At 64.7% G+C, this 24,951-nt stretch carries 23 protein-coding genes and 1 tRNA gene; 20 read left to right on the plus strand and 4 right to left on the minus strand.

All coding sequences use genetic code 11. The features are described from left to right. The 5 genes from AC56LK_RS24020 to AC56LK_RS24040 form a co-directional block, all read left to right on the plus strand. Positions 1 to 106, plus strand: a 106-nt coding sequence (locus tag AC56LK_RS24020; RefSeq protein WP_497184834.1) for a transposase, incomplete at its 5' end; no start/stop codon positions are given. Between the two features lie 66 nt (positions 107 to 172). Beyond that, positions 173 to 697 (plus strand): methylated-DNA--[protein]-cysteine S-methyltransferase, encoded by a 525-nt coding sequence (locus AC56LK_RS24025; RefSeq protein ID WP_497186974.1) that lies wholly within the window; start codon positions 173 to 175, stop codon positions 695 to 697. Beyond that, positions 670 to 1,575 (plus strand): site-specific tyrosine recombinase XerD, encoded by a 906-nt coding sequence (xerD, locus tag AC56LK_RS24030; protein ID WP_497186975.1) that lies wholly within the window; start codon positions 670 to 672, stop codon positions 1,573 to 1,575. Before AC56LK_RS24025 ends, xerD begins: the two co-directional genes overlap by 28 nt. A 92-nt stretch (positions 1,576 to 1,667) precedes the next feature. Then, positions 1,668 to 1,844 carry a hypothetical protein gene (locus tag AC56LK_RS24035; protein WP_497186976.1) on the plus strand — a complete coding sequence of 59 codons (177 nt, stop codon included), beginning with the start codon at positions 1,668 to 1,670 and terminating at the stop codon, positions 1,842 to 1,844. A gap of 283 nt (positions 1,845 to 2,127) precedes the next feature. Beyond that, complete coding sequence (locus AC56LK_RS24040) at positions 2,128 to 4,281, plus strand: putative bifunctional diguanylate cyclase/phosphodiesterase (protein WP_497186977.1); 2,154 nt, start codon at positions 2,128 to 2,130, stop codon at positions 4,279 to 4,281. A 19-nt stretch (positions 4,282 to 4,300) separates the two neighbouring features. Here the strand turns inward: AC56LK_RS24040 and AC56LK_RS24045 are convergent, their stop codons facing one another. Continuing rightward, a complete protein-coding gene (locus AC56LK_RS24045; protein WP_497186978.1) occupies positions 4,301 to 5,275 on the minus strand; it encodes an endonuclease/exonuclease/phosphatase family protein in 975 nt (324 codons plus the stop codon). A gap of 38 nt (positions 5,276 to 5,313) precedes the next feature. Here AC56LK_RS24045 and AC56LK_RS24050 point away from each other — a divergent pair, with 38 nt between their 5' ends. From AC56LK_RS24050 to AC56LK_RS24060, 3 genes are all read left to right on the plus strand, one after another. Further along, positions 5,314 to 5,805 (plus strand): aminoacyl-tRNA deacylase, encoded by a 492-nt coding sequence (locus AC56LK_RS24050; protein WP_497187007.1) that lies wholly within the window; start codon positions 5,314 to 5,316, stop codon positions 5,803 to 5,805. A gap of 73 nt (positions 5,806 to 5,878) precedes the next feature. Then, the gene (gene plsY / locus AC56LK_RS24055) at positions 5,879 to 6,499 is read left to right on the plus strand and encodes a glycerol-3-phosphate 1-O-acyltransferase PlsY (RefSeq protein ID WP_497186979.1); all 621 of its coding nucleotides are present in this window, start codon (positions 5,879 to 5,881) and stop codon (positions 6,497 to 6,499) included. A 68-nt stretch (positions 6,500 to 6,567) separates the two neighbouring features. Next, positions 6,568 to 7,236 (plus strand): DsbA family oxidoreductase, encoded by a 669-nt coding sequence (locus AC56LK_RS24060; protein WP_497186980.1) that lies wholly within the window; start codon positions 6,568 to 6,570, stop codon positions 7,234 to 7,236. On the opposite strand, the gene AC56LK_RS24065 is transcribed toward AC56LK_RS24060, so the two are convergent. From AC56LK_RS24065 to AC56LK_RS24075, 3 genes are all read right to left on the minus strand, one after another. After that, complete coding sequence (locus AC56LK_RS24065) at positions 7,233 to 8,075, minus strand: endonuclease/exonuclease/phosphatase family protein (RefSeq protein ID WP_497186981.1); 843 nt, start codon at positions 8,073 to 8,075, stop codon at positions 7,233 to 7,235. The genes AC56LK_RS24060 and AC56LK_RS24065 overlap by 4 nt on opposite strands. A 110-nt stretch (positions 8,076 to 8,185) precedes the next feature. After that, positions 8,186 to 9,226, minus strand: coding sequence for a tRNA (adenosine(37)-N6)-threonylcarbamoyltransferase complex transferase subunit TsaD (gene tsaD, locus AC56LK_RS24070; protein ID WP_497186982.1), 1,041 nt, complete (start codon positions 9,224 to 9,226; stop codon positions 8,186 to 8,188). Positions 9,227 to 9,324: 98 nt separating this feature from the next. Next, positions 9,325 to 10,383, minus strand: coding sequence for a 3-deoxy-7-phosphoheptulonate synthase (locus AC56LK_RS24075; protein WP_497187008.1), 1,059 nt, complete (start codon positions 10,381 to 10,383; stop codon positions 9,325 to 9,327). A 123-nt stretch (positions 10,384 to 10,506) separates the two neighbouring features. Here AC56LK_RS24075 and ybiB point away from each other — a divergent pair, with 123 nt between their 5' ends. The 12 genes from ybiB (at position 10,507) to AC56LK_RS24135 (ending at position 24,301) form a co-directional block, all read left to right on the plus strand. Beyond that, the gene (ybiB, locus tag AC56LK_RS24080) at positions 10,507 to 11,466 is read left to right on the plus strand and encodes a DNA-binding protein YbiB (protein ID WP_497186983.1); all 960 of its coding nucleotides are present in this window, start codon (positions 10,507 to 10,509) and stop codon (positions 11,464 to 11,466) included. Between the two features lie 327 nt (positions 11,467 to 11,793). Continuing rightward, the gene (locus tag AC56LK_RS24085; protein WP_497186984.1) at positions 11,794 to 12,327 is read left to right on the plus strand and encodes a DUF4402 domain-containing protein; all 534 of its coding nucleotides are present in this window, start codon (positions 11,794 to 11,796) and stop codon (positions 12,325 to 12,327) included. A gap of 32 nt (positions 12,328 to 12,359) precedes the next feature. Continuing rightward, positions 12,360 to 12,833, plus strand: a complete 474-nt coding sequence (locus AC56LK_RS24090) for a DUF4402 domain-containing protein (protein ID WP_497186985.1) — start codon at positions 12,360 to 12,362, stop codon at positions 12,831 to 12,833. 40 nt (positions 12,834 to 12,873) lie between these two features. After that, a complete protein-coding gene (locus tag AC56LK_RS24095) occupies positions 12,874 to 13,689 on the plus strand; it encodes a fimbrial biogenesis chaperone (protein ID WP_497186986.1) in 816 nt (271 codons plus the stop codon). Between the two features lie 19 nt (positions 13,690 to 13,708). Next, positions 13,709 to 16,339, plus strand: coding sequence for a carboxypeptidase-like regulatory domain-containing protein (locus tag AC56LK_RS24100; RefSeq protein WP_497186987.1), 2,631 nt, complete (start codon positions 13,709 to 13,711; stop codon positions 16,337 to 16,339). Positions 16,340 to 16,392: 53 nt separating this feature from the next. After that, positions 16,393 to 17,604, plus strand: coding sequence for a BaiN/RdsA family NAD(P)/FAD-dependent oxidoreductase (locus tag AC56LK_RS24105; RefSeq protein WP_497186988.1), 1,212 nt, complete (start codon positions 16,393 to 16,395; stop codon positions 17,602 to 17,604). 110 nt (positions 17,605 to 17,714) lie between these two features. Beyond that, positions 17,715 to 17,927: a 30S ribosomal protein S21 gene (gene rpsU / locus AC56LK_RS24110; RefSeq protein ID WP_005665410.1), complete on the plus strand. Its 213-nt coding sequence runs from the start codon at positions 17,715 to 17,717 to the stop codon at positions 17,925 to 17,927. A gap of 124 nt (positions 17,928 to 18,051) precedes the next feature. Beyond that, the gene (locus tag AC56LK_RS24115; RefSeq protein ID WP_497186989.1) at positions 18,052 to 18,501 is read left to right on the plus strand and encodes a GatB/YqeY domain-containing protein; all 450 of its coding nucleotides are present in this window, start codon (positions 18,052 to 18,054) and stop codon (positions 18,499 to 18,501) included. Between the two features lie 133 nt (positions 18,502 to 18,634). Further along, the gene (dnaG, locus tag AC56LK_RS24120) at positions 18,635 to 20,431 is read left to right on the plus strand and encodes a DNA primase (protein WP_497186990.1); all 1,797 of its coding nucleotides are present in this window, start codon (positions 18,635 to 18,637) and stop codon (positions 20,429 to 20,431) included. A 288-nt stretch (positions 20,432 to 20,719) separates the two neighbouring features. Further along, on the plus strand, positions 20,720 to 22,912 hold the full coding sequence (gene rpoD / locus AC56LK_RS24125; protein ID WP_497186991.1) for an RNA polymerase sigma factor RpoD: 2,193 nt from the start codon (positions 20,720 to 20,722) through the stop codon (positions 22,910 to 22,912). 125 nt (positions 22,913 to 23,037) lie between these two features. Next, positions 23,038 to 23,116, plus strand: a tRNA-Ile gene (locus AC56LK_RS24130). A gap of 159 nt (positions 23,117 to 23,275) precedes the next feature. After that, positions 23,276 to 24,301 carry a site-specific integrase gene (locus AC56LK_RS24135; RefSeq protein ID WP_497186992.1) on the plus strand — a complete coding sequence of 342 codons (1,026 nt, stop codon included), beginning with the start codon at positions 23,276 to 23,278 and terminating at the stop codon, positions 24,299 to 24,301. Positions 24,302 to 24,951 lie beyond the last annotated feature (650 nt).

Genomic DNA, 24,951 nt, shown 5'->3' on the forward strand with positions numbered 1-24,951 from the left:
CGTCAACAATCGCATCAAGGTCATCAAGCGCATGGCCTACGGATTTCAAGACGCATCCTACTTCTTCCTGAAAATCAAGGATGCGTTCCCCGGGAAAGTGCGATGAACCTTTTTTTTCGCCTGCGCGGTCGCCGGACTGGCAGGGCGCCATCCCAGCGGTTAAGATGGAAGAATGAAGACTGACCAGGCAAGCACCTTGTTCAACGCCATTGTCCCGGCGGCATTTGGCGCCATCGGCATCCGCACCACGGACGGCCGCGTGCGCGAACTGGTGTATCTGCAGCCCTCGTTCGAGGAAAAAGCCGCCGACAACGCCGTGGCCGAACAGGCCGCCCGCCAGGTCGCGCACTACCTGCAGGATCCCGATTTCCGCTTCGAGCTGCCGCTGCTTGATGCCGGCACCGATTTCCAGCGCCGCGTCTGGTCCGAGATTTCCGCTATCCCGCGCGGCAACGTCAAGACCTATGGCCAGGTGGCCAAGCTGATCGGCTCGGCCCCGCGCGCGGTCGGCCAGGCCTGCGGCGCCAACTGGTTCCCCCTCATCATTCCCTGCCACCGCGTGACCGCGTCCGGCGGGCTGGGCGGCTTCTCGAACCAGGACGACGAAAACGGCTTCCACCTCTCGGTCAAGCGCTGGCTGCTACGCCACGAAGGCGCCACCGCATCCCCATGGCAGCAGCAATCGATCTGGGACTGATCGACGAGTTCTGCGACACCCTCTGGCTGGAACAGGGGCTGGCCCAAAATTCGCTCGACGCCTACCGCCGCGACCTGAAGCTGTTCGCCGGCTGGCTGCAGGCCAGGCGCCCGCAACGCCCCAGCCTGCTGGGCGTGGAGCCCGAGGACATCGCTGCCTATTTCGCCGAACGCCATGCCGACACCCGGCCCAGCTCGGCCAACCGGCGCCTCTCGGTGCTCAAGCGCTTCTACGGACTGGCGCTGCGCCGCAACCAGATCCCGCACGATCCCTGCCTCAAGATGGCCTCGGCCAGGCAGCCGACCCGTTTCGTCCACACGCTGAGCGAAAGCCAGGTCGAGGCCCTGCTCGCGGCGCCGGACGTGTCCACGCCGCTGGGGCTGCGCGAACGCACCATGCTCGAGCTGATGTATGCGAGCGGGCTGCGGGTGTCGGAACTGGTGGCCCTGAAGCTGGTCGAAGTCAGCCTGAACGACGGCGTGCTGCGCGTCACCGGCAAGGGCAGCAAGACCCGCCTCGTGCCTTTCGGCGCAGAAGCGCGCCTCTGGCTGGAGCGCTACCTGAAGGATGCGCGCGGCATCATCCTGAACGGGCAGGTCGACGACGCGCTCTTCGTCACCGGCCGCGGCGGCGCGATGACGCGGCAGATGTTCTGGATCCTGATCAAGAAGCATGCGCAAAAGGCCGGCATCCAGGGGCCGCTGTCGCCCCACACGCTGCGCCACGCCTTCGCCACCCATCTGCTGAACCACGGCGCCGACTTGCGCGTCGTACAACTGCTGCTGGGGCATGCCGACATTTCGACCACACAGATCTATACGCATGTTGCGCGCGAGCGCCTCAAGCATCTGCACGCCCAGCATCACCCGCGTGGTTAATTCAAGCCACTGCGCCCGCAGTCGGCCATAATGGGCCTCGCATCAAGCGCAGCACGCAGCACCGACCCACATCCACCGGCAACGAGGTAAACATGGCAAAGACGAACTTCCAGTACGAAAAGCGGCAGCGTGAACTCGAGAAGAAGCGCAAGGCGGAAGAAAAGGCCAGGCGCAAGCAGGATACCAAGCGCGACGGGCAGCCCGATGCGCAAGCCGGGCAGGAAGACGGCGACCCGCAACAGGAAGCGGCTCCGCAGAACGCTGCCTGAAGGCAGGTCCTGCGAAGCCGGGAGGGGAATTTTTCGCGCTCAGGCTCCGTCCTGGCAATAGGGTGGAGCTCCTTGCGCATGTTGGCAATATAAACAGACGCGGCGCCCCGATCCACCCGCATGCGACAGGCGGTTGGCCGGCGGGTCTGGAATGCGGAAAAACGCGACGGAATGCAAACGGGCCTTGCCTTTGCGCGAGCACAAACGGCGCGTCGGAAAGGTGGGAAGAATGATGGGATTGTCATGAAATTCATGACTATTTCCATCTGAAAAGGATCTTTCCGTGAGCGAACAAGCGCGCGACCCGACCGGCTGGCCCAGTGGGCCGCGCGGGCCCGACTTGCCCGCCTCGCCGCCGGCTGCCGTGCCCGAGGGCATGTCGCCTGACGGTCCCGGCCGCCAGGCGCTGGACTGGCTGTACCGCTTCGTCGCCGCGATCGAAATGGCGCCGGCGGTCGCCGTCCATTCGACCGATGCGGCCGGCATCGTGCGCTTCTGGAATCATGCCTGCGCCCAGCTGTTCGGCATTCCGGCCAGCCATGCGCTGGGCCGGCCTTTCCGCGAACTGGTTTCCCACCTCGAGCGCCAGGCCGAGTTCGACGGCGTCATCGCCGACATCTGGCAGGGCGGCGCCGCACCGGCGCCGCGCGACTGGCAAGTCGAGACCGCCGCCGGCCGGCGCCTGTGGCTGCATTCCAACCACTTTCCCGTCAAGCGCGACGGCGCCACCCAGCAGGTGTTCTGCATGGAGGTCGACATCACCGCGCGCAAGCAGGTCGAGGCCGAGCTGGTCCAGGCGGCGCGCGTGTTCGAGAACGCGCACGAGGCCATCATCGTCATGGATGCCGAGTACCGGGTACAGACGGTCAACCGGGCCTTCACCGACATTACCGGCTTCAGCGCCGCCGACATCGTCGGCTCGACCCTGGCCAGCCTGCCCTGGGGCGAAGCGGGGGCGGGCTTCTATGAATCCATCTGGTCCCAGCTCGACGGCCACGACCGCTGGCAGGGCGAGCTGCCGGCCCTGCGCAAGAACGGCGAGCACTACACGGCCTGGGTGGCGCTGAGCACCATCCGCGACCCGCACGGCGAAGCCAGCAGCTACATGGCGATGCTGTCCGACATCAGCGAACGCAAGCGGGTGGAAGCGCAGGTGCGCCACCAGGCCGAGCACGACATGCTCACCGGCCTGCCGAACCGCGCCCTGTTCCTCGACCGCATGCACCATGCGCTGGCCACCTGGCGCCGCCAGCGCGACAGCTTCGCCGTCCTGTTCCTCGACCTCGACCGCTTCAAGGCCATCAACGACAACAATGGCCACCAGACGGGCGACGCGGTGCTGCGCGAAATCGCCACCCGCCTGCGCGGCTGCGTGCGCCGGGTCGACACCATCAGCCGCCTGGGTGGCGACGAATTCGTCGTGCTGCTGGCCGACATCGGCGGGGGCGACCAGGCGGCGCACGTCGCCGACGCCGTGATGCAGGCGGTCTCGCGTCCCATCGACATAGCCGGGCAGGCCTTGTCGCTGTCGGCCTCGATCGGGGTCGCGATCTGTCCCACCGACGGCGTCGACGTCGACACCCTGATGCACCATGCCGACGTGGCCATGTACCACGCCAAGCAGAACGGCCGCAGCAGCTTCCGCTTCTTCAGTCCCGAGATGAACGCACGCATGGTCGAGCGCGGCGACATGGAAAAGCGCCTGCGCCAGGCGCTCGAGCGAGGCGAGTTCGTGCTCGAGTACCAGCCCGAACTCGACGTCGGGTCCGGCAAGGTGGTCGGCATGGAAGCCCTGATCCGCTGGCGCCATCCGGAGCGCGGCCTGCTGCTGCCGCACGAATTCCTGCCGGTGGCCGAGGAATGCGGCCTGATCGTACCGATCGGCGAGTGGGTGCTGGTCGAGGCCTGCACCCAGGCGCGCACCTGGCGCGACGCGGGGCATGCGGTAACGGTGGCGGTGAACCTGTCCGACATCCAGTTCCTGCATGGCCGCCTGCTCGACACGGTGGACGCCGCGCTTGCGCAGTCGGGGCTGGCGCCGGCCTGGCTCGACCTGGAAATCACCGAGGGCGCCATCATGCGCGGCGACGACGGACTCGACGCCACGGTGGCGGTCCTGCGCGAACGCGGCGTGCAGCTGACCATCGACCGCTTCGGCACCGGCCTGTCGAGCCTGTCGTCGCTGCGGCGCTTCCCGCTGTCGAAGCTGAAGATCGACCGCAGCTTCGTGAGCGACATCGAGCACGATCCGATGGATGCGGCGCTGATCCCGGCGATCATCGCGGTGGCGCGCAGCCTGCGCCTGCGCGTGGTGGCCGAAGGCGTGGAAACCGAGGAGCAGCTACGCTTCCTGCGCCAGCACGGTTGCGACGAGTACCAGGGTTTTTATGCGGCCGGGGCGAGCGCCCGGCCCGATTTCAAGCCGACTTCGCACTGATCCGACGCTGTTCTACATGTCAGTCCAGCCTGCCGTTCGGCTGTCCGTCCTGCGGATACAGCCGGATCCGCGCCAGCACCTGCCCATGGTCTGAGGCCTCCGGCAGCCCGAGGTTCAGGTGGTCATTGAGGTAGACCACGTCCACCACTTCGCCGATCGCATCCGGCAGCTGGGGATTGAACTCCTGCGATACCAGGATATGGTCGATGGTCGAGTGGCGGCTTTCGTGGACGATCGAGAAGCCGACGTGGCGCAGGTTGTCCTGATGCATGTGCAGGCGCGCGGCGTCGAACATGCGCTCGCCCAGGGGTGCGCCTTCGCCCAGCACGATCTCGGTGGTCACCGAATCGGCGACGTCGTTGAAGTCGCCCAGCACGATGCGCGGACGCTGCTTGTCGCGCGCCATGTCGGTCAGCAGCACGCGCAGCGCGGTGGCCTCGGTGCCGCGCCGGATCAGCGAGCGCAGGCAGGCCAGGGCATACAGGTTCGGGTCTTCGCCGGTATCGCTGCTGCGGTAGTCGGGACGGCGCGACTTCAGGTGCACCACCACCACGTCGATCACGATGCCCGGCGCCAGTTCGACCTCGGCGTGCAGCGGGGCGCGCGTGAAGCGGTCCGGGTCGCGGCTGCCCGGCGGCATTGCCACGTTGTCGGGGAACATCGCCATGGCGCGCCCGTGGCTCAGCACCGGCAGGCGCGAGACCAGCGCCACGCTCGGCGTCAGGCGCGGCGCTTCCGGGTCGGGATCGAAGCCCAGGTGGACCGCCTCGCGGTAGCGGCGGGTACGCGCCAGCACCTCCCTCAGCGTGGCTTGCGAGAAGATCTCCTGGAAGCCGATGACGTCGGCATTGAGCAGGTCGATCTGGTGCGCGGTCCAGTCCAGCTTGGCCTCGTATTCTTCTTGCGTGCAGGGCGTCAGGTTCTCGTAGCACTGCATGCCGGGCGGGGCCAGGTTGAAGGTATTGAAGGTGGCAAAGCGAATTTCTTCCTGCATAATGGAAACCCCTTATGTTCGTATTTAGCGTACCACGCATGGCCAAGAAAGAGCACGTATCTGAAACACCCGCGACCCAGTTCCTGCGCAAGCATGGCGTGGTTTTTACCGAACATCCTTACGAGTATGAGGAACATGGCGGCACCGCCGTTTCTTCGCGCGAACTCGGCGTGCCTGAGCACAATGTCATCAAGACCTTGGTGATGCAGGATGAGGCGGCGCGCCCGCTGATCGTCCTGATGCATGGCGACTGCAAGGTGTCGACCAAGAACCTGGCGCGGGCGATTCCCTGCAAGTCGGTCGAGCCCTGCAAGCCGGAGGTGGCGCAGCGCCATTCCGGCTTCCAGGTCGGCGGCACTTCGCCCTTCGGCGTGCGCAAGGCGATGCCGGTCTACGTCGAGGAATCGGTGCTGGCCCTGGACAAGATCTACATCAACGGCGGCCGTCGCGGCTACCTGGTCGGCATCGCGCCGTCGGTGCTGACCGGGGTGCTGGGCGCGCGGGCGGTACAGTGCGCGCTGGCCGAGTGACTTGCTGTAGGGCATGGTGTATAGTCCGTGCGCCTGCATATCTGCACTGACAAGAAAACGCCAGAGAGACGAGATGAATACCCTGATCGCCACCATTGCCGCCTACCTGATCGGCTCGATTTCCTTCGCGGTCGTGATGAGCCGCGCCTTCGGCCTGTCCGACCCGCGCACCTATGGTTCCAAGAACCCGGGCGCCACCAATGTGCTGCGCAGCGGCAGCAAGAAGGCCGCGATCGCGACCCTGCTCGGCGACGCCGCCAAGGGCTGGCTGGCGGTCTGGCTGGCAGTTCACTATGGCCCGCAGTACGGACTCGATGACGGCGGGATTGCGCTGGTGGCGATTGCCGTGTTCCTGGGCCACCTGTGGCCGGTGTTCTTCAAGTTCGTCGGCGGCAAGGGCGTGGCGACCGCGCTCGGTGTACTGCTCGGGATTAACGTGTGGCTGGGGCTGGCGACGCTGGCGACCTGGCTGATCGTGGCCTATGCCTTCCGCTATTCCTCGCTGGCGGCGCTGATCGCCTCGATCTTCGCGCCTTTCTACTACGGCCTGCTGTTCGGCGCGGACGAGATCCTGTTCGCGGTGGCGGCGATGAGCGCGCTGCTGCTGTTCCGGCATAGCAGCAATATCGGTAACCTGATTGCCGGAAAAGAGTCGAAGATCGGCAGCAAGGCGAAAGGCACGGCCAAGAAATAAGGCCGTAATCGCGTTACCATTACGCCACCTGGCACGCCCGTGCCGCAACGAACAGGAAAGGTGGCGTCATGACCAAGCAATTCCGTATCGATTTCGTCTCGGACGTCTCGTGCCCATGGTGCGCGATCGGGCTCAGCTCGCTGGAACTGGCGCTGGCCCGCGTCAAGAACGAGCTCAGCGCCGACCTGCATTTCCAGCCTTTCGAACTGAACCCGAACATGGGCCCGGACGGCCAGGACATCGTCGAGCACATCACCGAGAAGTACGGCGCCACCGCCGAGCAGCAGGCCAACAGCCGCGAGATGATCCGCCAGCGCGGCCTCGATGTCGGTTTTACGTTCGACATGGAAAGGCGCGGCCGCATCTACAACACCTTCGACGCCCACCGCCTGCTGTCCTGGGCCGAGGACGAGGGCCGCCAGCGCGACCTCAAGATGGCCCTGTTCGAAGCCTACTTCAGCCATTGCGAAGACCCCAGCAACCATGACGTGCTGCTGAATGCCGTCGAGCGTGTCGGCCTGGACCGCGACACCGCGGTACGCATCCTCGCAAGCGACGAGTATGCCGAGGAAGTGCGCGAACGCGAGCAATTCTTCCAGCGCGCCGGCGTCCATTCGGTACCGGCCATCATCATCAACCAGCGCCACCTGATCTCGGGCGGCCAGCCGCCCGAAGTATTCGAGCAGGCGCTGCGCGACATCGCGGCGCGCAGCGAAACCCCACAGCCGCAGGCTTAATTCAGTTCCAGTACGATCGGCTGGTGATCCGAGGCCGCGGTCTCGGACTGCACTTCCACCGTCGCCACGCGCGACGCCAGGTCGTCGGTGACGAAGAAGTAGTCGTAGCATTCGGGCTTGTCCGGCCACGGATAGCCGTGCAGGCCGGTGGTCGGGGCGCGCGCCACGCCGCCGTGGGCGACACGCCAGGCATCCAGGAAAGCCGGGGCGCCGTCGATCGGCGCCAGCAGGGCCTGGTAGTCGCTCGAGTCCGGTGCGAAATTGAAGTCGCCGCAGAGGATGCTGGAGGCCGGACGGAAGCCCAGCTGGTAAGGCGCGTCGAGGTTCGGGTCGGGCTGAAAGATGCGCGCACGGGCACTGGCCTCGGCGTGCAGTTCGCGGATGCGCGCCACCTGCGCCATGCGCTGCAGCGGCGAATAGTATTCGAGGTGGGTGGTCATCAGGCGCAGCTTGCCGCTGGGCGCATCGATGACGGTTTCCATCAGCCCGCGCGGCATGCCGGCCGGCTTGTCCGGGTCGGCCGGCCAGGGCAGCAGGTGGCGGTGCACTTGCGAGATGCGGTAGCGCGAGAGGATCAGGTTGCCGAACAGGCGGGGCGAGTTGTTCTTGTAGAGTTCACTCGGGGCGTGCTCCATCATGTGGTAGCCGCCGAAAGCGCCACCCAGCTGCTTGAACTGGTTGGCGGTGGCGCCGCCGTCCAGTTCCGGGTGATTGGCCGCTACTTCTTGCAGGCACACTACGTCCGGATTCAGCCGGCGCAGGACGTCGATGATCGCATGGATGCGAATCCGCCCGTCCTTGCCACAACCCCAACGAATGTTCCAACTTACAACGCGCATCGTCTAACCTCCGTAAATCTTAACCGTCGGATATTGCCATTGTTTGGTTAGCGGCGGTCACACGGTAGGATCGATATCAGCTTAGCAAGTTCAATTTTGATAACACGGTTTTAAGCGGCTTCCAGCTCGTCCAGCGGCCAGCGCGGACGCACGTTGAACGCATAGTCGCGCTGGGCCAGCGCCGGGTTGCGCTCGAGACGCATGGCGCCCGCGAAGGCAATCATGGCGCCGTTGTCGGTGCAGAATTCCAGCTCCGGATAATAGACCTGGAACTTGCGCTTGGCCGCGGCCGCATTCAGCGATGCGCGCAGCTGGCGGTTGGCGCCGACGCCGCCGGCGATCACCAGGCGCTTGAGGCCGGTATGGCGCAGGGCGTTGACGCACTTCGCGGTCAGCACCTCGACGATGGCGTCGACGAAGCCGCGCGCGATGTTGGCCTTGTCCTGCTCGCAGATGTTCGCGACCACCTTCTCTTCGTGGTTCTTGACCACGGTAAGCACGGCGGTCTTCAGGCCCGAGAAGCTGAAGTTGAAATCCTTCGAATGCAGCATCGGGCGCGGCAGCGTATAGGCGGCAGGGTCGCCGAACTCGGCCAGGCGCGAGATCGCCGGTCCGCCCGGATAGCCCAGGCCCAGCAGCTTGGCCGACTTGTCGAAGGCTTCGCCGGCGGCGTCGTCGAGGGTCTCGCCCAGCAGCGTATAGCGGCCGACGCCGTCCACCCGCATCAGCTGGGTGTGGCCGCCCGAGACCAGCAGGGCGATGAAGGGAAAGTCGGGGCGTTCGCTGGCCAGCAGCGGCGACAGCAAATGGCCTTCCAGGTGGTGCACTCCCAGTACCGGCTTGTCCAGCGCCAGCGCCAGCGAGCAGGCCACCGAGGAGCCGACCAGCAGGGCCCCGGCCAGGCCCGGGCCCTGGGTGTAGGCGATGGCATCGATCGCATCCATCGGGATGCCGGCGCGCTGGATGACTTCTTCCAGCAAGGGCAGGGCGCGGCGGATGTGATCGCGCGAAGCCAGTTCCGGCACCACGCCGCCATACTCTTCGTGCATGGCCACCTGCGAATGCAGGGCATGGGACAGCAGGCCGCGCTCGGTGTCGTACAGAGCCAGGCCGGTTTCATCGCAGGAGGATTCGACGCCGAGGACAATCATGGGGGAAACAGCTGGAGGGAAAAGCGCGATTTTACAGTAGGGTGGGGTAATCTGGGCCAGTGGCCCAGATTACGTGCCGCCCACGCTACGAAAGACGGTTAGGGACGCTGCAGCAACTCCTTGTGCGCACTGCGCAGCATCGCCTCGGTCTCTTCCCAGCCGATGCAGCCGTCGGTCACCGAGCAGCCGTACTTCAGCTGCGACAGGTCTTCCGGAATCGCCTGGGCGCCGCTGACGATGTTCGACTCGATCATCACGCCGACCAGCGAGCGGTTGCCGTGCTTGATCTGCTGGATCACGTCCGACATCACGAGCGGCTGCAGGTCCGGTTTCTTGTAGCTGTTGGCATGCGAGCAATCCACCACCAGGTTGGCCGGCAGCCCGGCCTTCTTCAGCGCCTGCTCGGCGATCGCCACCGACACCGAATCGTAGTTCGGACGGCCGCCGCCGCCGCGCAGCACCACGTGGCCGTAGGCATTGCCGCTGGTGCGCACGATCGATACCGTGCCCTGGCCATTGATGCCGAGGAAGGCGTGCGGGTTGGCCGAGGACAGCACCGCGTTGACCGCAATGGAGACGTCGCCGTCGGTGCCGTTCTTGAAACCGACCGGGGTCGACAGGCCGGACGACATCTCGCGGTGGGTCTGCGATTCGGTGGTCCTGGCGCCGATGGCGGTCCAGGCGATCAAATCGCCCAGGTACTGCGGCGAGATCGGGTCGAGCGCTTCGGTGGCGGTGGGCAGGCCCAGCTCGCAGACGTCGAGCAGGAAGCGGCGCGCGCGTTCCATGCCGACGTCGACGCGGAAGGAGTCGTCCATGAAGGGGTCGTTGATATAGCCCTTCCAGCCGGTGGTCGTGCGCGGCTTCTCGAAATACACGCGCATCACCAGCACCATCGTATCGGCGACTTCCGCCTGCAGCGCCTTGAGGCGGCGCGCATAGTCGAGGCCGGCTTCCGGATCGTGGATCGAGCAGGGGCCGACGACCACGAACAGGCGCTTGTCCTTGCGGTCGAGGATGTTGCGCAGGGTTTCGCGGCCGCCCATCACGGTGGCGAAGGCGCGGTCGCTCAGGGGCAGGGTGGCGTGGAGTTCGTTCGGCGTCGGCATCTGCGCGAACGAACTGACGTTGGTATTTTCGATTGCAGGCGTGTTGATCATGGTGCATGAGTGTCAAGAGGGACTATCCAGTGTAGACCGAAAATGCTGCACTTGCACAAGGCCAGCCAAAAACTCAGGCCGGCGCGCACATGCTGCGGTCAAGCGTTGTATCCTTGCGCAATGAACAAGACAAGCGAAGCATTCGCCGCCGCCCCCTTCATCAAGGAAATCGGCCGCGGCGTCAAAGGGGCGCGCAGCATGTCGCGCGAGGATGCTAGAGCCCTCTACGCGGCGATGCTGGAAGGGCGCGTGTCCGACCTCGAGCTGGGCGCCATCCTGCTGGCGATGCGCATCAAGGGCGAGTCGGTGGAGGAACTGGCCGGCTTCATGGATGCGGCGGAATGCGCCTTCGCGCCGCTGCCGAGCCCGCCGGGCGAGTTCGCCCCGGTACTGATCCCGAGCTATAACGGCGCGCGCAAGCTGGCCAACCTGACCCCGCTGCTGGCGCTGCTGCTGGCGCGCGAGGGCGTGCCGACCCTGGTGCATGGCGTGCGCAGCGATCCGGGCCGCATCACCACGGCCGAGATCCTGGCCGAACTCGGCCTGGCCGAAGCCGGCTCGAGCACCGACATCCTGCAGGCGGCGGCCAGCCGCCGCCCCGCCTTCATCCCGATCGAGGGGCTGGCCCCGAGCCTGGCCCGCATGCTGTCGCTGCGCCGCATCCTCGGCGTACGCAACTCCACGCATACCCTGGTCAAGATCCTGCAGCCCTACAACGGCCCGGCGCTGCGCCTGGTCTCGTACACGCATCCGGAATACCTGGCGACCTTGGGCGAGTACTTCGGCACGGCCGCCCCGCCGCAGCGCGGCGACGCCTTCCTGATGCGCGGCACCGAAGGCGAAACCGTCGCCAATCCGCACCGCGCCCAGCAGATCGACTGGTTCCACGGCGGCCAGCGCACGCTGCTGGTCGAACGCGACGCGCCGGCCGACCAGCTGGCCGAGGTGCCGGAAGCGCGCGATGCTGCCACCACGGCGGCCTGGATCGCGGCCGCCCTGCGCGGCGACGTTCCCATCCCGGGGCCGATCGCGGCCCAGGCCGCGCACTGCATGCGCGTGGCGCGCGCGCTGCGCAGCTAGCCCTTGGGCCCCTAGCCCGACCGCGGCCGCGGCCGGGTCTTCCTTTCGTATGAAAGCCGTCCTCTGCGATGGCTTTCCTGCTTTTGGCATCCTCGATAACGTTGGAACAAGACAACGTTTTGTTGCAACAAACAAATCTTGCAGTTGGCTGACAGAAACAGTGACTTTCCACAAAAAGGCCTTAGGATTTTCTTGCAAGATTGCAAAACGATACTGAACAACAACGGCAATTGTTTCTGGATTCGTAACGTTGGGGTGAGGTGTCGTGATAATGACTCGTCCGGCTTTGCAGGATGCCACTTCTTCACACACTGAAGGAAGACCAGAATGACCAAGCACTCCCGCTTCACCAAGCACCTGACCCTGGCCGCGCTCGCGCTGGCGGCCGCCGCCGCCGCCGGCAGCGCCGTCGCCGCGGTCGCCACCGCCACCTCGACCAGCACCGTGGTCACCCCGATCGCGATCACCAAGGCCGCCGACCTGTCCTTCGGCAGCTTTGCGGCCGGCGCCTCGGTCGGCACCGTCACTATCAGCCCGAACGGCACCCGCGCCGTCGCCGGCGGCGTGACCGCCATGGGCGGCACCATCACCGCGGCCCGCTTCGACGTGGTCGGCCAAACGGGCATGACTTACTCGATCGCGCTCGGCGGCAGCGCCAACCTGAGCGACGGCGGCAACAACATGGCCTTCACCAGGATCAGCGACCTGACGGCCAGCGCGATCACCAGCGGCAACGTGACCTCCGGCACCCTGACCGCCGGCGCGCAGTCGATCTACGTCGGCGGCGAACTGAGCGTCGGCGCCAGCCAGCCGGCCGGTACCTATACCGGCACGGTCACCGCGACCGTCGAGTACAACTAAGCATCGTCGCAGCGGCCCCGCAGCCCTGAACCATGCCGGTACGCCGCTGCCGCCTCCTTCTGCTGCTGGCCCTGCCGTCCGTGATCGGCGCGGCGCAGGCCCAGCAGCTTGTACTGAGCAACACGCGCGGCCTCGATTTCGGCCGCTTCGTGGCCGGCGGCGGCGGCAGCATCACCGTCAGCGCGCTTGGGGTGCGCTCGCGCACCGGCAGCGTCGTGCTGCTGAATTCCCCGACCGTGGGCCAGGCCGCTTTCAATGTGGGCAAGAGCAGCAATGGCGGCAACAACAAGGCCGTCATCATTTCGCTGCCCGCCGATGGCAGCATCCGGCTGAGCAGCGGCGCCAGCAGCATGGCCGTCGGCGGCTTCGTCAACAACCCGGCCAGCATCGTCTCGGTGCCCAACGGCGGTACTGCCCTGTCGGTGGGCGCGACCCTGACCGTGGCGCCGAACCAGCCGGCCGGGACCTATACCGGCTCGTTTCCCTTGACCGTCAATTTCCAGTAAAGCCCCCACCATGTTTTCCCTGACGTCCATAAGGCTTCGCGTGAGCCGCATCCACCTGGCGCTGCTGCTGGTCCTGTCCTGGCCCGCCCAGGCCGAACTGATGCTGCACCCGACCCGCATCGTCTTCGACAAGAACCTGCGCGCCGCCCAGGTCGAACTGATCAACAACGGCAGCAAGCCGGCCAGCTACCGGATATCGCTGGTCAACCGCCGCATGAGCGAGGCCGGCCAGTTCGCGCCGGCCGATACCCCGGGCGAGGGCGAGCGCTTCGCCGACGCCATGCTGCGCTATTCGCCGCGCCAGGTCACGCTGCAGCCGGGTACGGCGCAGACGGTGCGTATCATGCTGCGCAAACCGGCCGACCTGGCCGAGGGCGAGTACCGCTCGCACCTGCTGTTCGACAAGCTGCCGGAGGTCGAAGGCAGTACCAGCATCGAAAACCGCGGCGCCCCCGGCGGCCAGATCGGCGTGATGATGAATGCCCTGGTCGGCGCCTCGATGCCGATCATCGTGCGCCACGGGAACGTCGGCGCAACGGTCAGCCTGGCCGGTTTGGCGCTGCAGAAGGATGCGGCGAGGAAGCCGCTGTTCGCCCTGCGCTTCGAGCGCGAGGGCGCCAGCTCGGTGTACGGCGACGTCAGCGTCAGCTTCACCCCGCGCGGCGGCAAGCCGCAAGAGCTGGCCCAGGTGGGTGGCATCGCCGTGTACACCCCGAACCGCGTGCGTCAGGCGGTCCTGCCGCTGCAACTGCCCAAGGGCACGCAACTGGCCGGCGGCACGCTCGAGGTGGTCTACCGCGAGCGGCCGGAAGCGGGCGGAAAGCTGCTGGCCCAGGCCAGCCTGAACCTGCCTTGAGCGCGATCGAAGCTTAAGCGTGCGGGCCTTGCGTACCGGCGCCCTGGCCGCCGGCTTGATCTTGCTGCCGGTGGTGCTGACCGCCCTGCCTGCCGTGTCGCAGGCGGCGCCGATGCCGGCCTCCGAAGCCAACCTGGTCCTGCTCGAAGTCCGGCTAGGCAACCAGATCCTGTCCGATGCCGTCAACGGCTACGAGATCGGCCGCGACGTGTACCTGCCGCTCGGCGAAATGGCGCGCCAGCTGACCCTGGCCATCCGCGTGACGCCGGGCGAGGGCAGGGCCGGCGGCTACATCCTCAGCGAAGACCGGGCCTTCAGCCTCGACGTGCCGGGGCGGGTGCTCGAGATCGCGGGCCGGCGCGAAGAACTCGACCGTTCGCAGTTCAAGCTGCATGCCGACGAAATCTATGTGGCGAGCAAGCTGCTGGCGCGCTGGCTGCCGGTGGACCTCGAGCTCGACATGCCCAGCCTGGCGCTCAAGGTGAGGCCGCGCGAACAGCTGCCCTTGCAGGCCAGGCTGGCCCGGCGCGAGCGCGGCGGCCTGCCGGGCTCGCCGGGCGGCTACCAGGAACCCGGCTATCCGCGCCTGTCCACGCCCTACCGGCTGGCCGAGGCCCCCTTCATCGACCAGACCCTCGGCCTCTCGACCAGCAGGACAAAGGGCAGCAGGCTGGCGGAAGCCGGCTACACGGCCTACCTGACGACCGACCTGCTCGGCATGGAAGCGGCCCTGTACGCCAGCCATAACCGGCACGATCCCGCCCGCGGGCTGCGCCTGGCGCTGGGGCGCAACGATCCGGATGCTGGCCTGCTCGGCCCGCTGCAGGCGCGTACCGCGCTGTTCGGCAGCGTGCCGCTGCCGGGCATGCCCAACATCTCGGCCAGCAGCCCGACCGGCAATGGCGCCCTGGTGAGCAACCGTCCGCTCGACCAGCCGACCAGCTTCGACCGCCACACCCTGCAGGGCCCGCTGCCGCCGGGTTGGGACGTCGAGCTGTTCTACAACGAGGCCCTGGTCGGTTTCCAGCAGTCGCGCCCGGACGGCAAGTATGGCTTCGAGGACCTGCCGCTGGCCTACGGCCCCAACGAGTTCCGGCTGGTCTTCCATGGCCCGCTGGGCCAGCTGCGGGTCGAGCGCCAGAGCTTCCTGCTGGAGCAGTCTGCCGTGCCACGCGGCGCCCTCTACTATGATGCCGGCGCCCACCGCGACCTGCTGGGCCGCGAGCGTGCGCTGGCGCAGTTCGAATGGGGCGTGAGCGAGCGCATCAACGCCACCGGGGGCTGGCAGCGCGTGCCCCTGTCCGACGGAAGTTCCCGCAACTATGCGAATGTCGGCCTGCGCGCCTACTGGAGCGGCCTCATCGCGACAGCCGACGCCGCCAAGGCCCGGGACGGCGGCCGCCTGGCCCAGCTGGGGCTGAAGACCCGGCTCGGCATGGTCTCGCTGTCGGCCAGCCGCACCCGGCTCGACAAGTTCCAGAGCGAATTTTTCAGCCAGACGGCCGACCCGGTACGCCTGCGTGACGAAGTGCGGCTCGAAGGCGTGGTGTCGCCGGGCGGTGCACGCTTCTTCCCGGTGGCGCTGCAGCTGCGCCAGGACCGGCTGGCCTCGGGCACGCGCAACATCGACCTGCAGGGGCGGGTCTCGGCCTACCGCGACGGCATCGCTTTGACCCATGCCCTGCGCTGGGCTTCGCTCGGCGGGCAGGAGATCGCGGACGGCCAGTTCCAGCTGAGCCGGCGCGTGGCCGGCATCGGCCTGAGCGGGCAACTGCAGTACACGATCGTGCCGGAAGCCGCCCTGGGCAGCGCGGCCGTATCGGCCGACTACGCCATGAGCGACGGCTATGTAGTGAACCTCGGTGTGATGCGCTCGTTCCAGGACCGCGAGCTGCGCGCTTTCGGCGGCCTCAACAAGAGCCTGGGCAACTACGGGCTGGGCGTGAACGCTTTCTATGCGAACCGCGGCGACTACGGGCTCGGCCTGCAGTTTTTCATGGCCATGGGCCTGGAACCGCGCAGCAGCCGGCTGATGACGGACGCCCAGCCCATGGCCGCCATGGGCGCAGCCTCGATCCGGGTGTTCCTCGACAAGGACCTGAACGGCATCATGGACGGCGCGGACGAAGCCATCCAGGGAGCGGGCTTCACGGTGAACGGCGCCAACTACGCGGTGCGCACCGGCGCCGGCGGCATCGCCTATTTGCCGCGCCTGCCGGCGCACCGGAACACCGACATCGGCCTCGATCCGAACACGCTCGACGATCCGCAATGGCAGCCGCGGGTGCCGGGTATGCGCATCGTGCCGCGGCCGGGCAAGGTCAGCCGGCTGGAGTTCGCGGTGAACCTGACGGGGGAGGTGGACGGGACCACTTATCTGTATGCGAAAGGGGCGCGCAAGGCGGTCGGCGACCTCCAGCTGGAGCTGGTGGACGCCTCGCGCAAGGTGGTGGCCAGCATGCGCAGCGCCGCGGACGGCTATTTCGTCATCACCGGGATTTTCCCGGGCGAGTACTTCCTGCGCGTGTCGCCGGAGCAGCTCAAGCGGCTCGGGCTGACGGATACGGGGATGCACATCATCTCGATTGCACGCGATGGAACCGTGCTGAATGGACGCGACCTGGACGTGCGAGCGGCTGACGACAGCTGATGCCTTCGTATACAATGGCCGGTTTGGCGATTCGCAGGGCACGGTAACAAGGCATGGCAAAACACTACGACGTAGCAGTAATCGGCGCGGGCGCCGCCGGCATGATGTGCGCGGCAATCGCGGCCCAGCGCGGCAGGCGCGTGGTACTGATCGACCATGCGGCGCGCCTGGCAGAGAAGATCCGCATCTCCGGCGGTGGGCGCTGCAATTTCACCAACATCAACGCCGGCCCGGCCAACTTCCTGTCGCAGAACCCGCATTTCTGCCGCAGCGCGCTGTCGCGCTACACGCCGCAGGATTTCCTGGCCCTGGTCAAAAAGTATCGCATCGCTTACCACGAGAAGCACAAGGGCCAGCTGTTCTGCGACGACTCGTCCGAGCAGATCATCCAGATGCTGCGCGCCGAATGCGCGGCGGGCGAGGTCAGCTGGCGCATGCCCTGCAAGGTCGGCAGCATCGAAAAGCTGGATGCCGGTTTCCACATCACCGCGGAAGGCGGCGACGTCACCTGCGACAGCCTGGTGATCGCCACCGGCGGCCTGTCGATCCCGAAGATCGGCGCGACCGACCTCGGCTACCGCATCGCCAGGCAGTTCGACCTGCAGGTGGTCGAGCCGCGTCCGGGCCTGGTCCCGCTCACCTTCGACGGCCCCAGCTGGGAAGCTTTTGCCCCGCTGGCCGGCATCGCGCTGGAAGTGGAAGTCAGCACCGGCAGCGCCAAGGGAAAAAATAGAGCCCAGCACGGCCATTTCCGCGAAGACCTGCTGTTTACCCACCGCGGCCTGTCCGGTCCGGCGATCCTGCAGATCTCGAGCTACTGGCAGCCGGGCACCCCGATCATGGTCGACCTGCTGCCGGAGATGGACGTGGCCGAGGAACTGATCTCCTCGAAGACCACCGTCAAGAAGCAGCTGGGCAATGTGCTGGCGCAATGGCTGCCGGCGCGCCTGGCCGAAGGCCTCCTGACCGCCAACGGCTTCGCGCCGGACGCGCGCCTGGCCGACATGGCCGACGCCAGGCTGCGCAAGCTGGGCGACGCCATCAACCGCTGGGCCATCGTCCCGACCGGCTCGGAAGGCTACAGGAAGGCCGAGGTGACCCTAGGCGGCGTGGACACGCGCGAACTGTCCCAACAGACCATGATGGCGAACAAGGCGCCGGGCCTGTACTTTATCGGCGAGGCCGTCGACGTCACCGGCTGGCTGGGCGGCTATAACTTCCAGTGGGCATGGGCGTCCGGCTACGTGGCCGGCAGCAGTGTTTGAGGCTGTCGCTGTCGGTGTGGCAATTGGAGAACAGCTTGATAAAATCTTCCACTGAGCCGCAAATAGTGCTAAACTTTCGTTCTTCCTAAATCCAACGGTTTCATTTTTACATGACCACTATCCGCCTTAAAGAAAACGAGCCGTTCGAAGTCGCTATGCGTCGCTTCAAGCGCACTATCGAAAAAACCGGTCTGCTGACCGAACTGCGCGCTCGCGAGTTCTACGAAAAGCCAACTGCAGAGCGCAAGCGTAAGCTGGCAGCCGCAGTGAAGCGTCACTACAAGCGTATCCGCAGTCAGCAGCTGCCGAAGAAGCTGTACTAATTAGACTGCATTGACGGCTTGTCCCGGCGACGATTGTCCCGGCGAGTCGCTGAGCGTCCACAAGCCCGCTCCGGTATTGCCGCAGCGGGTTTTGTCGTTTATACCAATCGAACACGGAGAATCCATGAGCCTGAAAGCACAAATCACCGAGGACATGAAAGCCGCGATGCGCGCCAAGGAAAGCGCCCGCCTGGCCACCATTCGCCTGATCCTCGCCGAGATCAAGCGCAAGGAAGTCGACGAACAGATCGAACTGGACGACACCCAGACCCTGGCCATCGTCGAGAAGATGATCAAGCAGCGCAAGGATTCGATCACCCAGTTCGAAGCCGGTGGCCGCGCCGACCTGGCCGACATCGAGAAGGCCGAACTGGTCATCCTGTCGGCCTACATGCCGGCCGGGCTGTCGGATGAGGAAATCGCCGCCGAAGTGACTGCGGCAGTCGCTTCGACCGGTGCTGCCGGCCCGCAGGACATGGGCAAGGTGATGGGCGTGCTCAAGCCGAAGCTGGCGGGCCGTGCTGACATGACCGTGGTGTCGGGCCTGGTGAAGAAGGCGCTGAGCGGCGCATGATTGCCGTTGAGCGCCGTTAAGCAGGTGGTCGGCTTTGTCAGCCGACCCCATCCAAACGGATGCCTTGTCATAAATCAACTTGGCTTCACCGCTGCGGTATAGTCTGAGTTGAGACAAACACTGAGTACTCCTAGTGATTCCGCAATCCTTCATTACCGATTTGCTCAATCGTGTCGATATCGTCGACATCGTCGGCCGCTACGTCCAGCTGAAAAAGGGCGGGGCCAACTACATGGGCCTGTGCCCATTCCATAACGAGAAATCCCCCAGCTTCACGGTCAGCCCGACCAAGCAGTTCTACCACTGCTTCGGCTGCGGCGCCCACGGCACCTCGATCGGCTTCCTGATCGAATACTCCGGCATGGGCTTCGTCGACGCCGTCAAGGACCTGGCCCAGGGCGTGGGCATGGTGGTCCCGGACCAGGACGACAAGATCCCGCCCCAGCAGCGCGCCGCCCAGCAGGCCCAGTCGCTGGCCATGACGGACGCCCTGAACCAGGCTTGCGCCTATTACCGCGCCCAGCTGCGCGAAGCGCCCAACGCCATCGCCTACCTGAAGAATCGCGGCCTGACCGGAGAAGTCGCCGCCCGCTTCGGCATGGGCTACGCCCCGTCCGGCTGGGACAACCTGCGCTCGGTCTTCCCCGACTACGACGCGCTGGCGCTGGTCGAATCCGGCCTGGTGATCGACAAGGTCGACGAGGACGGCAACAACAAGAAACGCTACGACCGCTTCCGCGAGCGGGTGATGTTCCCGATCCGCAATACCAAGGGGCAGGTGATCGGCTTCGGCGGCCGCGTGCTCGACGGTGGTGAACCGAAATACCTGAACTCTCCTGAAACACCGCTGTTCCAGAAAGGCCTGGAACTGTACGGCCTGTTCGAGGCGCGCCAGGCGATCCGCGACGCCGGCTACGTGCTGGTGACCGAGGGCTATATGGACGTCGTCGCCCTGGCCCAGCTCGGCTTCCCGCAAGCTGTCGCCACGCTCGGCACCGCCTGCACCAGCACCCATGTGCAAAAGCTGCTGCGCCAGACCGACAACGTGATCTTCAGCTTCGACGGCGACAAGGCCGGCCGCCGCGCCGCCCGCCGCGCGCTGGAAGCCTGCCTGCCGCAGGTGAGCGACAACAAGACCATCAAGTTCCTGTTCCTGCCCCAGGAACACGACCCGGACAGCTTCGTGCGCGAGCGCGGCGCCGAGGCCTTCGAGCAGGAAATCATCGATGCGATGCCGCTGTCGCAATTCCTGCTGCGTGAAGTAACTGCCGAGCACGACCTCGATACGCCGGAGGGCAGGGCCCACGTTCAGTTCGAGGCCAAGCCACTGCTGCAGGCGATGGCGCCCTCGGGCCTGCGCCTGCAGATCGTGCGCGGGCTGGCCAACCTGACCCAGTCGACGCCGGCCGAGATCGAATCGCTGTTCGAACTGTCCAAGCCGGTATCGGTGCTGCGCCGCGCGCCGCCGCGCCAGGGCCGTCCGAAACCGGTCGGGCTGGAACTGCAGATCCTGCGCATCCTGGTGTCGCATCCGCAACTGGCGCAGCTGCTCGACGACGCGGCCCAGGCCTCGTTCGACTATTTCGGCCAGGAAGCTGCCGACGGCTTGCGCCACCTGGTCCAGCTGGCCCAGAGCCTGGGCGAATACGGGACTTTCGCCGCCTTGTCACAACAGTTAAAAGAAGTGACGGCAGAATACGACAGTTTGATCTCGGAAATCGCCGCGGAGCCGGAATCGGACCTTGAGGCAGATCGCGTCTGGCTGCTCAGTGCGGTGCGCCAAATCAAGAAGGACGCTTTAAAACAAGAACTTAACCAGTTGTTTTCTTCCGGCCTGTCCCCAGATCAGGTGAGTACTCGCTATCGCGAGATCGTTGCCCAGCAGGACCTCCTGGACCGTGAAGATGCTGCTGCAATGACGCCCCGGTAATGCCTGCCAACGGCCACAAGTGTGGTCATTTGTGCAACTTGGAAAAACAGGGGTGCGTGCTATAATAAAACGCTAACTATTGCAACTGTTGAAACCATTTTTCGTTTCAATCGCGGCGTGGAGTTTCAGTTAGCAAGGCAACAGATCGTTGCCTGCAGGGTGATGTAAGGTAATAAAACTTTATCTTTAACCATCGTAAAGTTAGTCGTTGTGACTTCGAAAGCGCCTGTGCCAACCAAGAAACCCGAAACCAAAGTGGCTGCAAAAACCACGAGAGCGTCCGCCAAGGTGGACAAAGGCCAAGACCAGGCCGAGGTTCGTACGGCGAGCCCGGCACCGGTTAACGCGACGACCGATGCGGCCGCACTGGCTGCCATCGACACGTCCGGTTACGTCCTGCCATCCGTCAAGGTCCCCGGACGCCGTGGCCGCAAGCCCAAGGAATTCACGCCCGAGAACGATGAGATCGCCGCACTGAACGCGGTCGAGCGCGCCGAACTGAAAGCCGCGGACAAGGCCAAGGCCAAGGACCGCAAGGCGAAGGAAAAAGCGCTGCTGAAAGACGCGTTCTCCTCGGATACCGAGGCGAGCGAAGAAGAGCTCGAGATCCGCCGCAACAAGCTCAAGGCCCTGATCAAGTCGGGCAAGGAGCGCGGCTTCCTCACCTACTCCGAGATCAACGACCACCTGCCGGACAATATCGTCGATCCGGAAGCGATCGAAGGCATCATCGGCACCTTCAACGACATGGGCATTGCCGTCTACGAGCATGCCCCTGACGCCGAAACCCTGCTGCTGTCCGACAACGTCCCGAACGTCACCAGCGACGACGAAGCCGAAGCGGCCGCCGAAGCGGCCCTGTCGACCGTCGACTCCGATTTCGGCCGCACCACCGACCCGGTCCGCATGTACATGCGCGAAATGGGTTCGGTCGAGCTGCTGACCCGCGAAGGCGAAATCGAGATCGCCAAGCGCATCGAAGACGGCCTGAAGGACATGATCCAGGCCATCTCGGCCTGCCCGGTGACGATCGCCGAGATCATCGACGCGGCCAGCAAGATCGAGAAGGACGAGATCAAGATCGACGAGATCGTCGACGGCATGGTCGACCCGGAAGAGGACGAGAACACCTCGCCGACCGCGGTCGCCCCGACCTCGACCGACGATGAAGACGAGGACGAGGACGAAGCGGAAGAAGCCGAGGAAGAGGAAGAAGAAGGCGCCGCCGCATCGGGCGCGGCCGGCTACTCGGCCGAGCAGCTGGAGGCGCTGAAGCAGGCCGCCCTCGGCAAGTTCGACAACATCGCCCAGCAATTCGACAAGATGCGCAAGGCCTTCGAGAAGGACGGCTACAACTCGAAAGCCTACGTCAAGGCGCAGGAAGCGATCTCCGACGAGCTGCTGGGCATCCGCTTCACGGCCAAGGTGGTCGAGAAGCTGTGCGACACCCTGCGCGGCCAGGTCGACGAAGTGCGCCACATCGAGAAGCAGATCCTCGACGTGGCGGTGAACCGCTGCGGCATGCCGCGCGCCCACTTCATCAAGGTCTTTCCGGGCAACGAGACGAATCTGGAATGGGTCGACGGCGAAGTCAACGCCGGCCACGCCTACAGCGCCATCCTGGGCCGCAACATCCCGACCATCAAGGAACTGCAGCAGCGCCTGATCGACCTGCAGGCCCGCGTCGTGCTGCCGCTGCCGGACCTGCGCAACATCAACCGCCAGATGGCGGCCGGTGAGATGAAGGCGCGCAAGGCCAAGCGCGAGATGACCGAGGCCAACCTGCGCCTGGTGATCTCGATCGCCAAGAAGTACACCAACCGCGGCCTGCAATTCCTCGACCTGATCCAGGAAGGCAACATCGGCCTGATGAAGGCGGTGGACAAGTTCGAATACCGCCGCGGTTATAAGTTCTCGACTTATGCGACGTGGTGGATCCGCCAGGCCATCACCCGTTCGATCGCGGACCAGGCGCGCACCATCCGTATTCCGGTGCACATGATCGAGACGATCAACAAGATGAACCGGATCTCGCGCCAGATCCTGCAGGAGACCGGTGCCGAACCGGATCCGGCCACCCTCGCCATCAAGATGGAGATGCCGGAAGACAAGATTCGCAAGATCATGAAGATCGCGAAGGAGCCGATTTCGATGGAGACGCCGATCGGCGACGACGACGATTCGCATCTGGGCGACTTCATCGAGGACAACAACACGCTGGCGCCGTCGGATGCTGCGCTGCATGCTTCGATGCGCGGTGTGGTGAAGGACGTGCTGGATTCGCTGACCCCGCGCGAAGCCAAGGTGCTGCGCATGCGCTTCGGTATCGAGATGTCGACTGATCACACGCTGGAAGAGGTGGGCAAGCAGTTCGACGTTACTCGTGAGCGGATTCGCCAGATCGAGGCGAAGGCCCTGCGCAAGCTGCGTCACCCGTCGCGCTCGGACAAGCTGAAGAGCTTCCTCGAGGGCAGCAGCTGATTGTTTGTTGTAGTCTAGCCTTGACGTACCTGCACTAAAAGCAATATCCTCTCGCCACTCTGCTTCACGGTACCGCGCCGCTGAAGCGGGTGGCGAGATCACTTCTAGCCACTGTCCCGATTTCTGGGCCTCTAGCTCATGCTTGGTTAGAGCAGCGGACTCATAATCCGTTGGTGCCCGGTTCGACTCCGGGGAGGCCTACCAATTCAGTTTTTGCTGTGAAATCAAGCCCTTACGAGAATTCGTTCGGGCTTTTTTTGTGCCGAATGGGACAATTCAGCTGTCAAAAACTGCCCTTTGCCGGAAAACTGCCGGAACAGGATGATTCGATTCAAGCGTTACTTAACGATTGGAGAATCATCTATGGCATATATCAAAAAGCGTGGCGAGTACTGGAGGGCAGAAGTGCGCCGGAAAGGACATAAGCCGGTCTACCGCACGTTCGACACACAGATCGAGGCTCAAAAGTGGGCTCGCCGGCTAGAGGCTGAGATCGACACAGGCTTCTATGTCGATAATTCCGCAGCGGAGAAAATGACCCTTGGCGTCGCTCTGGAGCAGTACAGGCGTGAGGTGGCCGCAAAGAAGCGACACCCAGCCCAAGAGAACGGCCGAATAGATCGCTGGCTTCGCAGCGATCTTTGCTACCGTACCCTGGCTAATCTGAAAGGCGCTGACTTTGCCAAGTATAGGGACCAGCGCAGGGCACAGGGGAGGGCGGAGAACACCATCCGCCTCGAGCTGCAGTTGGTGAGCCACCTCTACGAGATCGCCCGTAAGGAGTGGGGGATGGAGGGACTGATGAATCCGCTGAAGAATATCCGAAAGCCCAGCGTCAGCGCCTCACGTGATCGGCGACTCGAAGCAGGCGAGTACGAAAAAATCAAAGACGCGCTGGTCGCCACTGGTAACCGATATGCGGCACCAGCATTTGACCTGGCGATCGAGACCAGCTTGCGACAAGGAACTTTGTTCAGCCTGCGGTGGGAATGGGTGGATCTGCAGAAGCGCCTGATCAGGATCCCGCTGTCGGCTCGTGGAGCGGACAACAAAGGGGTCCCAGCGGCGCTGCCGCTCTCCACGAAGGCATATGCCATCTTGCTGGCTCTACACCCTGCAGACCCCACCGGAGAGCTGCAGGTGCGCCCAACAGGCCCTGTGCTGGACACCACGCAAAATGCCGTAAGGTGTATTTGGAAGCGCGTGCTGCCGTTGCTAGGTGTGGAGAACCTTCGTTGGCACGATCTGCGGCACGAAGCCGCATCGCGCCTGTTTGAAAAAGGCCTTCATCCGTTCGAGGTCGCAAGCATCACTGGACATAAGAGCATGCAGATGCTCAAGCGGTATACGCACTTGAAGCCGGAAAGCCTAGTCGCAAAATTAGGTTGAGCGCAGTGTTGACCAGGTGCTGAGGTCCTCGACTGCTACTGGCTGGCTCGCATTGTCGCTGGCCGGGACGACCGGCCAAAACGCTCCTACATGCGCCCAGGGCACGTGCGGGTGCCCTCCGGGCATCCGGGCCTTCGCCCGGACTCAAATCGCCCGCACCGGTATTCACCAGTTAGTTTAGCCTTCAGAAAGCGATTCCATCCCTGCAGTAATCCCGACAATTTGCCAGTGACTTAGAGTAATATTGTGTAACGATAAAATTACGTGATTAACTTCAAGTTGTAGCTCCCATGGCGGCGGATAACAACACCACTCTGACCCACCTGTATGGAGTCTTCGGACTCATTCCCGCGGTTATTGGCTTGGTATTTTTGGTCAAGACGGATGCGCCCTGGCAGCAATACGCACTCTTACTGTCGGGCTGGGTCACCTGCGTTCCGCTTTGGCTGATGCTCATCAAGTGTGTGAATCACTCCCGGATAGACGCCGATCGCATTCGAAGCGACGCCGAAGTTATCGGTGAGCTACGAGAGCGTATCAATGGGCTCGAAAGATTAGTCGAGTCGCGTGGCGAGACCATGGATGTTCTCGCTAGCCTAGTAACAGGGCGGGCCGCCACTCCACGTGCTCGCCCAGCGCCGGCACAACAT

The organism is Telluria sp. ZB4P36 (assembly GCF_059685865.1).

Excerpts from the sequence above, each read along its gene's own strand:
- AC56LK_RS24035 (WP_497186976.1), top strand. The coding sequence starts at position 1,668 with ATGGCAAAGACGAACTTCCAGTACGAAAAGCGGCAGCGTGAACTCGAG.
- tsaD (WP_497186982.1), bottom strand. The coding sequence starts at position 9,226 with ATGATTGTCCTCGGCGTCGAATCCTCCTGCGATGAAACCGGCCTGGCT.
- xerD (WP_497186975.1), top strand. The coding sequence starts at position 670 with ATGGCAGCAGCAATCGATCTGGGACTGATCGACGAGTTCTGCGACACC.
- AC56LK_RS24050 (WP_497187007.1), top strand. The coding sequence starts at position 5,314 with ATGGCCAAGAAAGAGCACGTATCTGAAACACCCGCGACCCAGTTCCTG.
- AC56LK_RS24045 (WP_497186978.1), bottom strand. The coding sequence starts at position 5,275 with ATGCAGGAAGAAATTCGCTTTGCCACCTTCAATACCTTCAACCTGGCC.
- AC56LK_RS24065 (WP_497186981.1), bottom strand. The coding sequence starts at position 8,075 with ATGCGCGTTGTAAGTTGGAACATTCGTTGGGGTTGTGGCAAGGACGGG.
- AC56LK_RS24105 (WP_497186988.1), top strand. The coding sequence starts at position 16,393 with ATGGCAAAACACTACGACGTAGCAGTAATCGGCGCGGGCGCCGCCGGC.
- AC56LK_RS24135 (WP_497186992.1), top strand. The coding sequence starts at position 23,276 with ATGGCATATATCAAAAAGCGTGGCGAGTACTGGAGGGCAGAAGTGCGC.
- rpsU (WP_005665410.1), top strand. The coding sequence starts at position 17,715 with ATGACCACTATCCGCCTTAAAGAAAACGAGCCGTTCGAAGTCGCTATG.
- plsY (WP_497186979.1), top strand. The coding sequence starts at position 5,879 with ATGAATACCCTGATCGCCACCATTGCCGCCTACCTGATCGGCTCGATT.
- AC56LK_RS24025 (WP_497186974.1), top strand. The coding sequence starts at position 173 with ATGAAGACTGACCAGGCAAGCACCTTGTTCAACGCCATTGTCCCGGCG.
- AC56LK_RS24115 (WP_497186989.1), top strand. The coding sequence starts at position 18,052 with ATGAGCCTGAAAGCACAAATCACCGAGGACATGAAAGCCGCGATGCGC.
- ybiB (WP_497186983.1), top strand. The coding sequence starts at position 10,507 with ATGAACAAGACAAGCGAAGCATTCGCCGCCGCCCCCTTCATCAAGGAA.
- AC56LK_RS24085 (WP_497186984.1), top strand. The coding sequence starts at position 11,794 with ATGACCAAGCACTCCCGCTTCACCAAGCACCTGACCCTGGCCGCGCTC.
- AC56LK_RS24090 (WP_497186985.1), top strand. The coding sequence starts at position 12,360 with ATGCCGGTACGCCGCTGCCGCCTCCTTCTGCTGCTGGCCCTGCCGTCC.
- AC56LK_RS24060 (WP_497186980.1), top strand. The coding sequence starts at position 6,568 with ATGACCAAGCAATTCCGTATCGATTTCGTCTCGGACGTCTCGTGCCCA.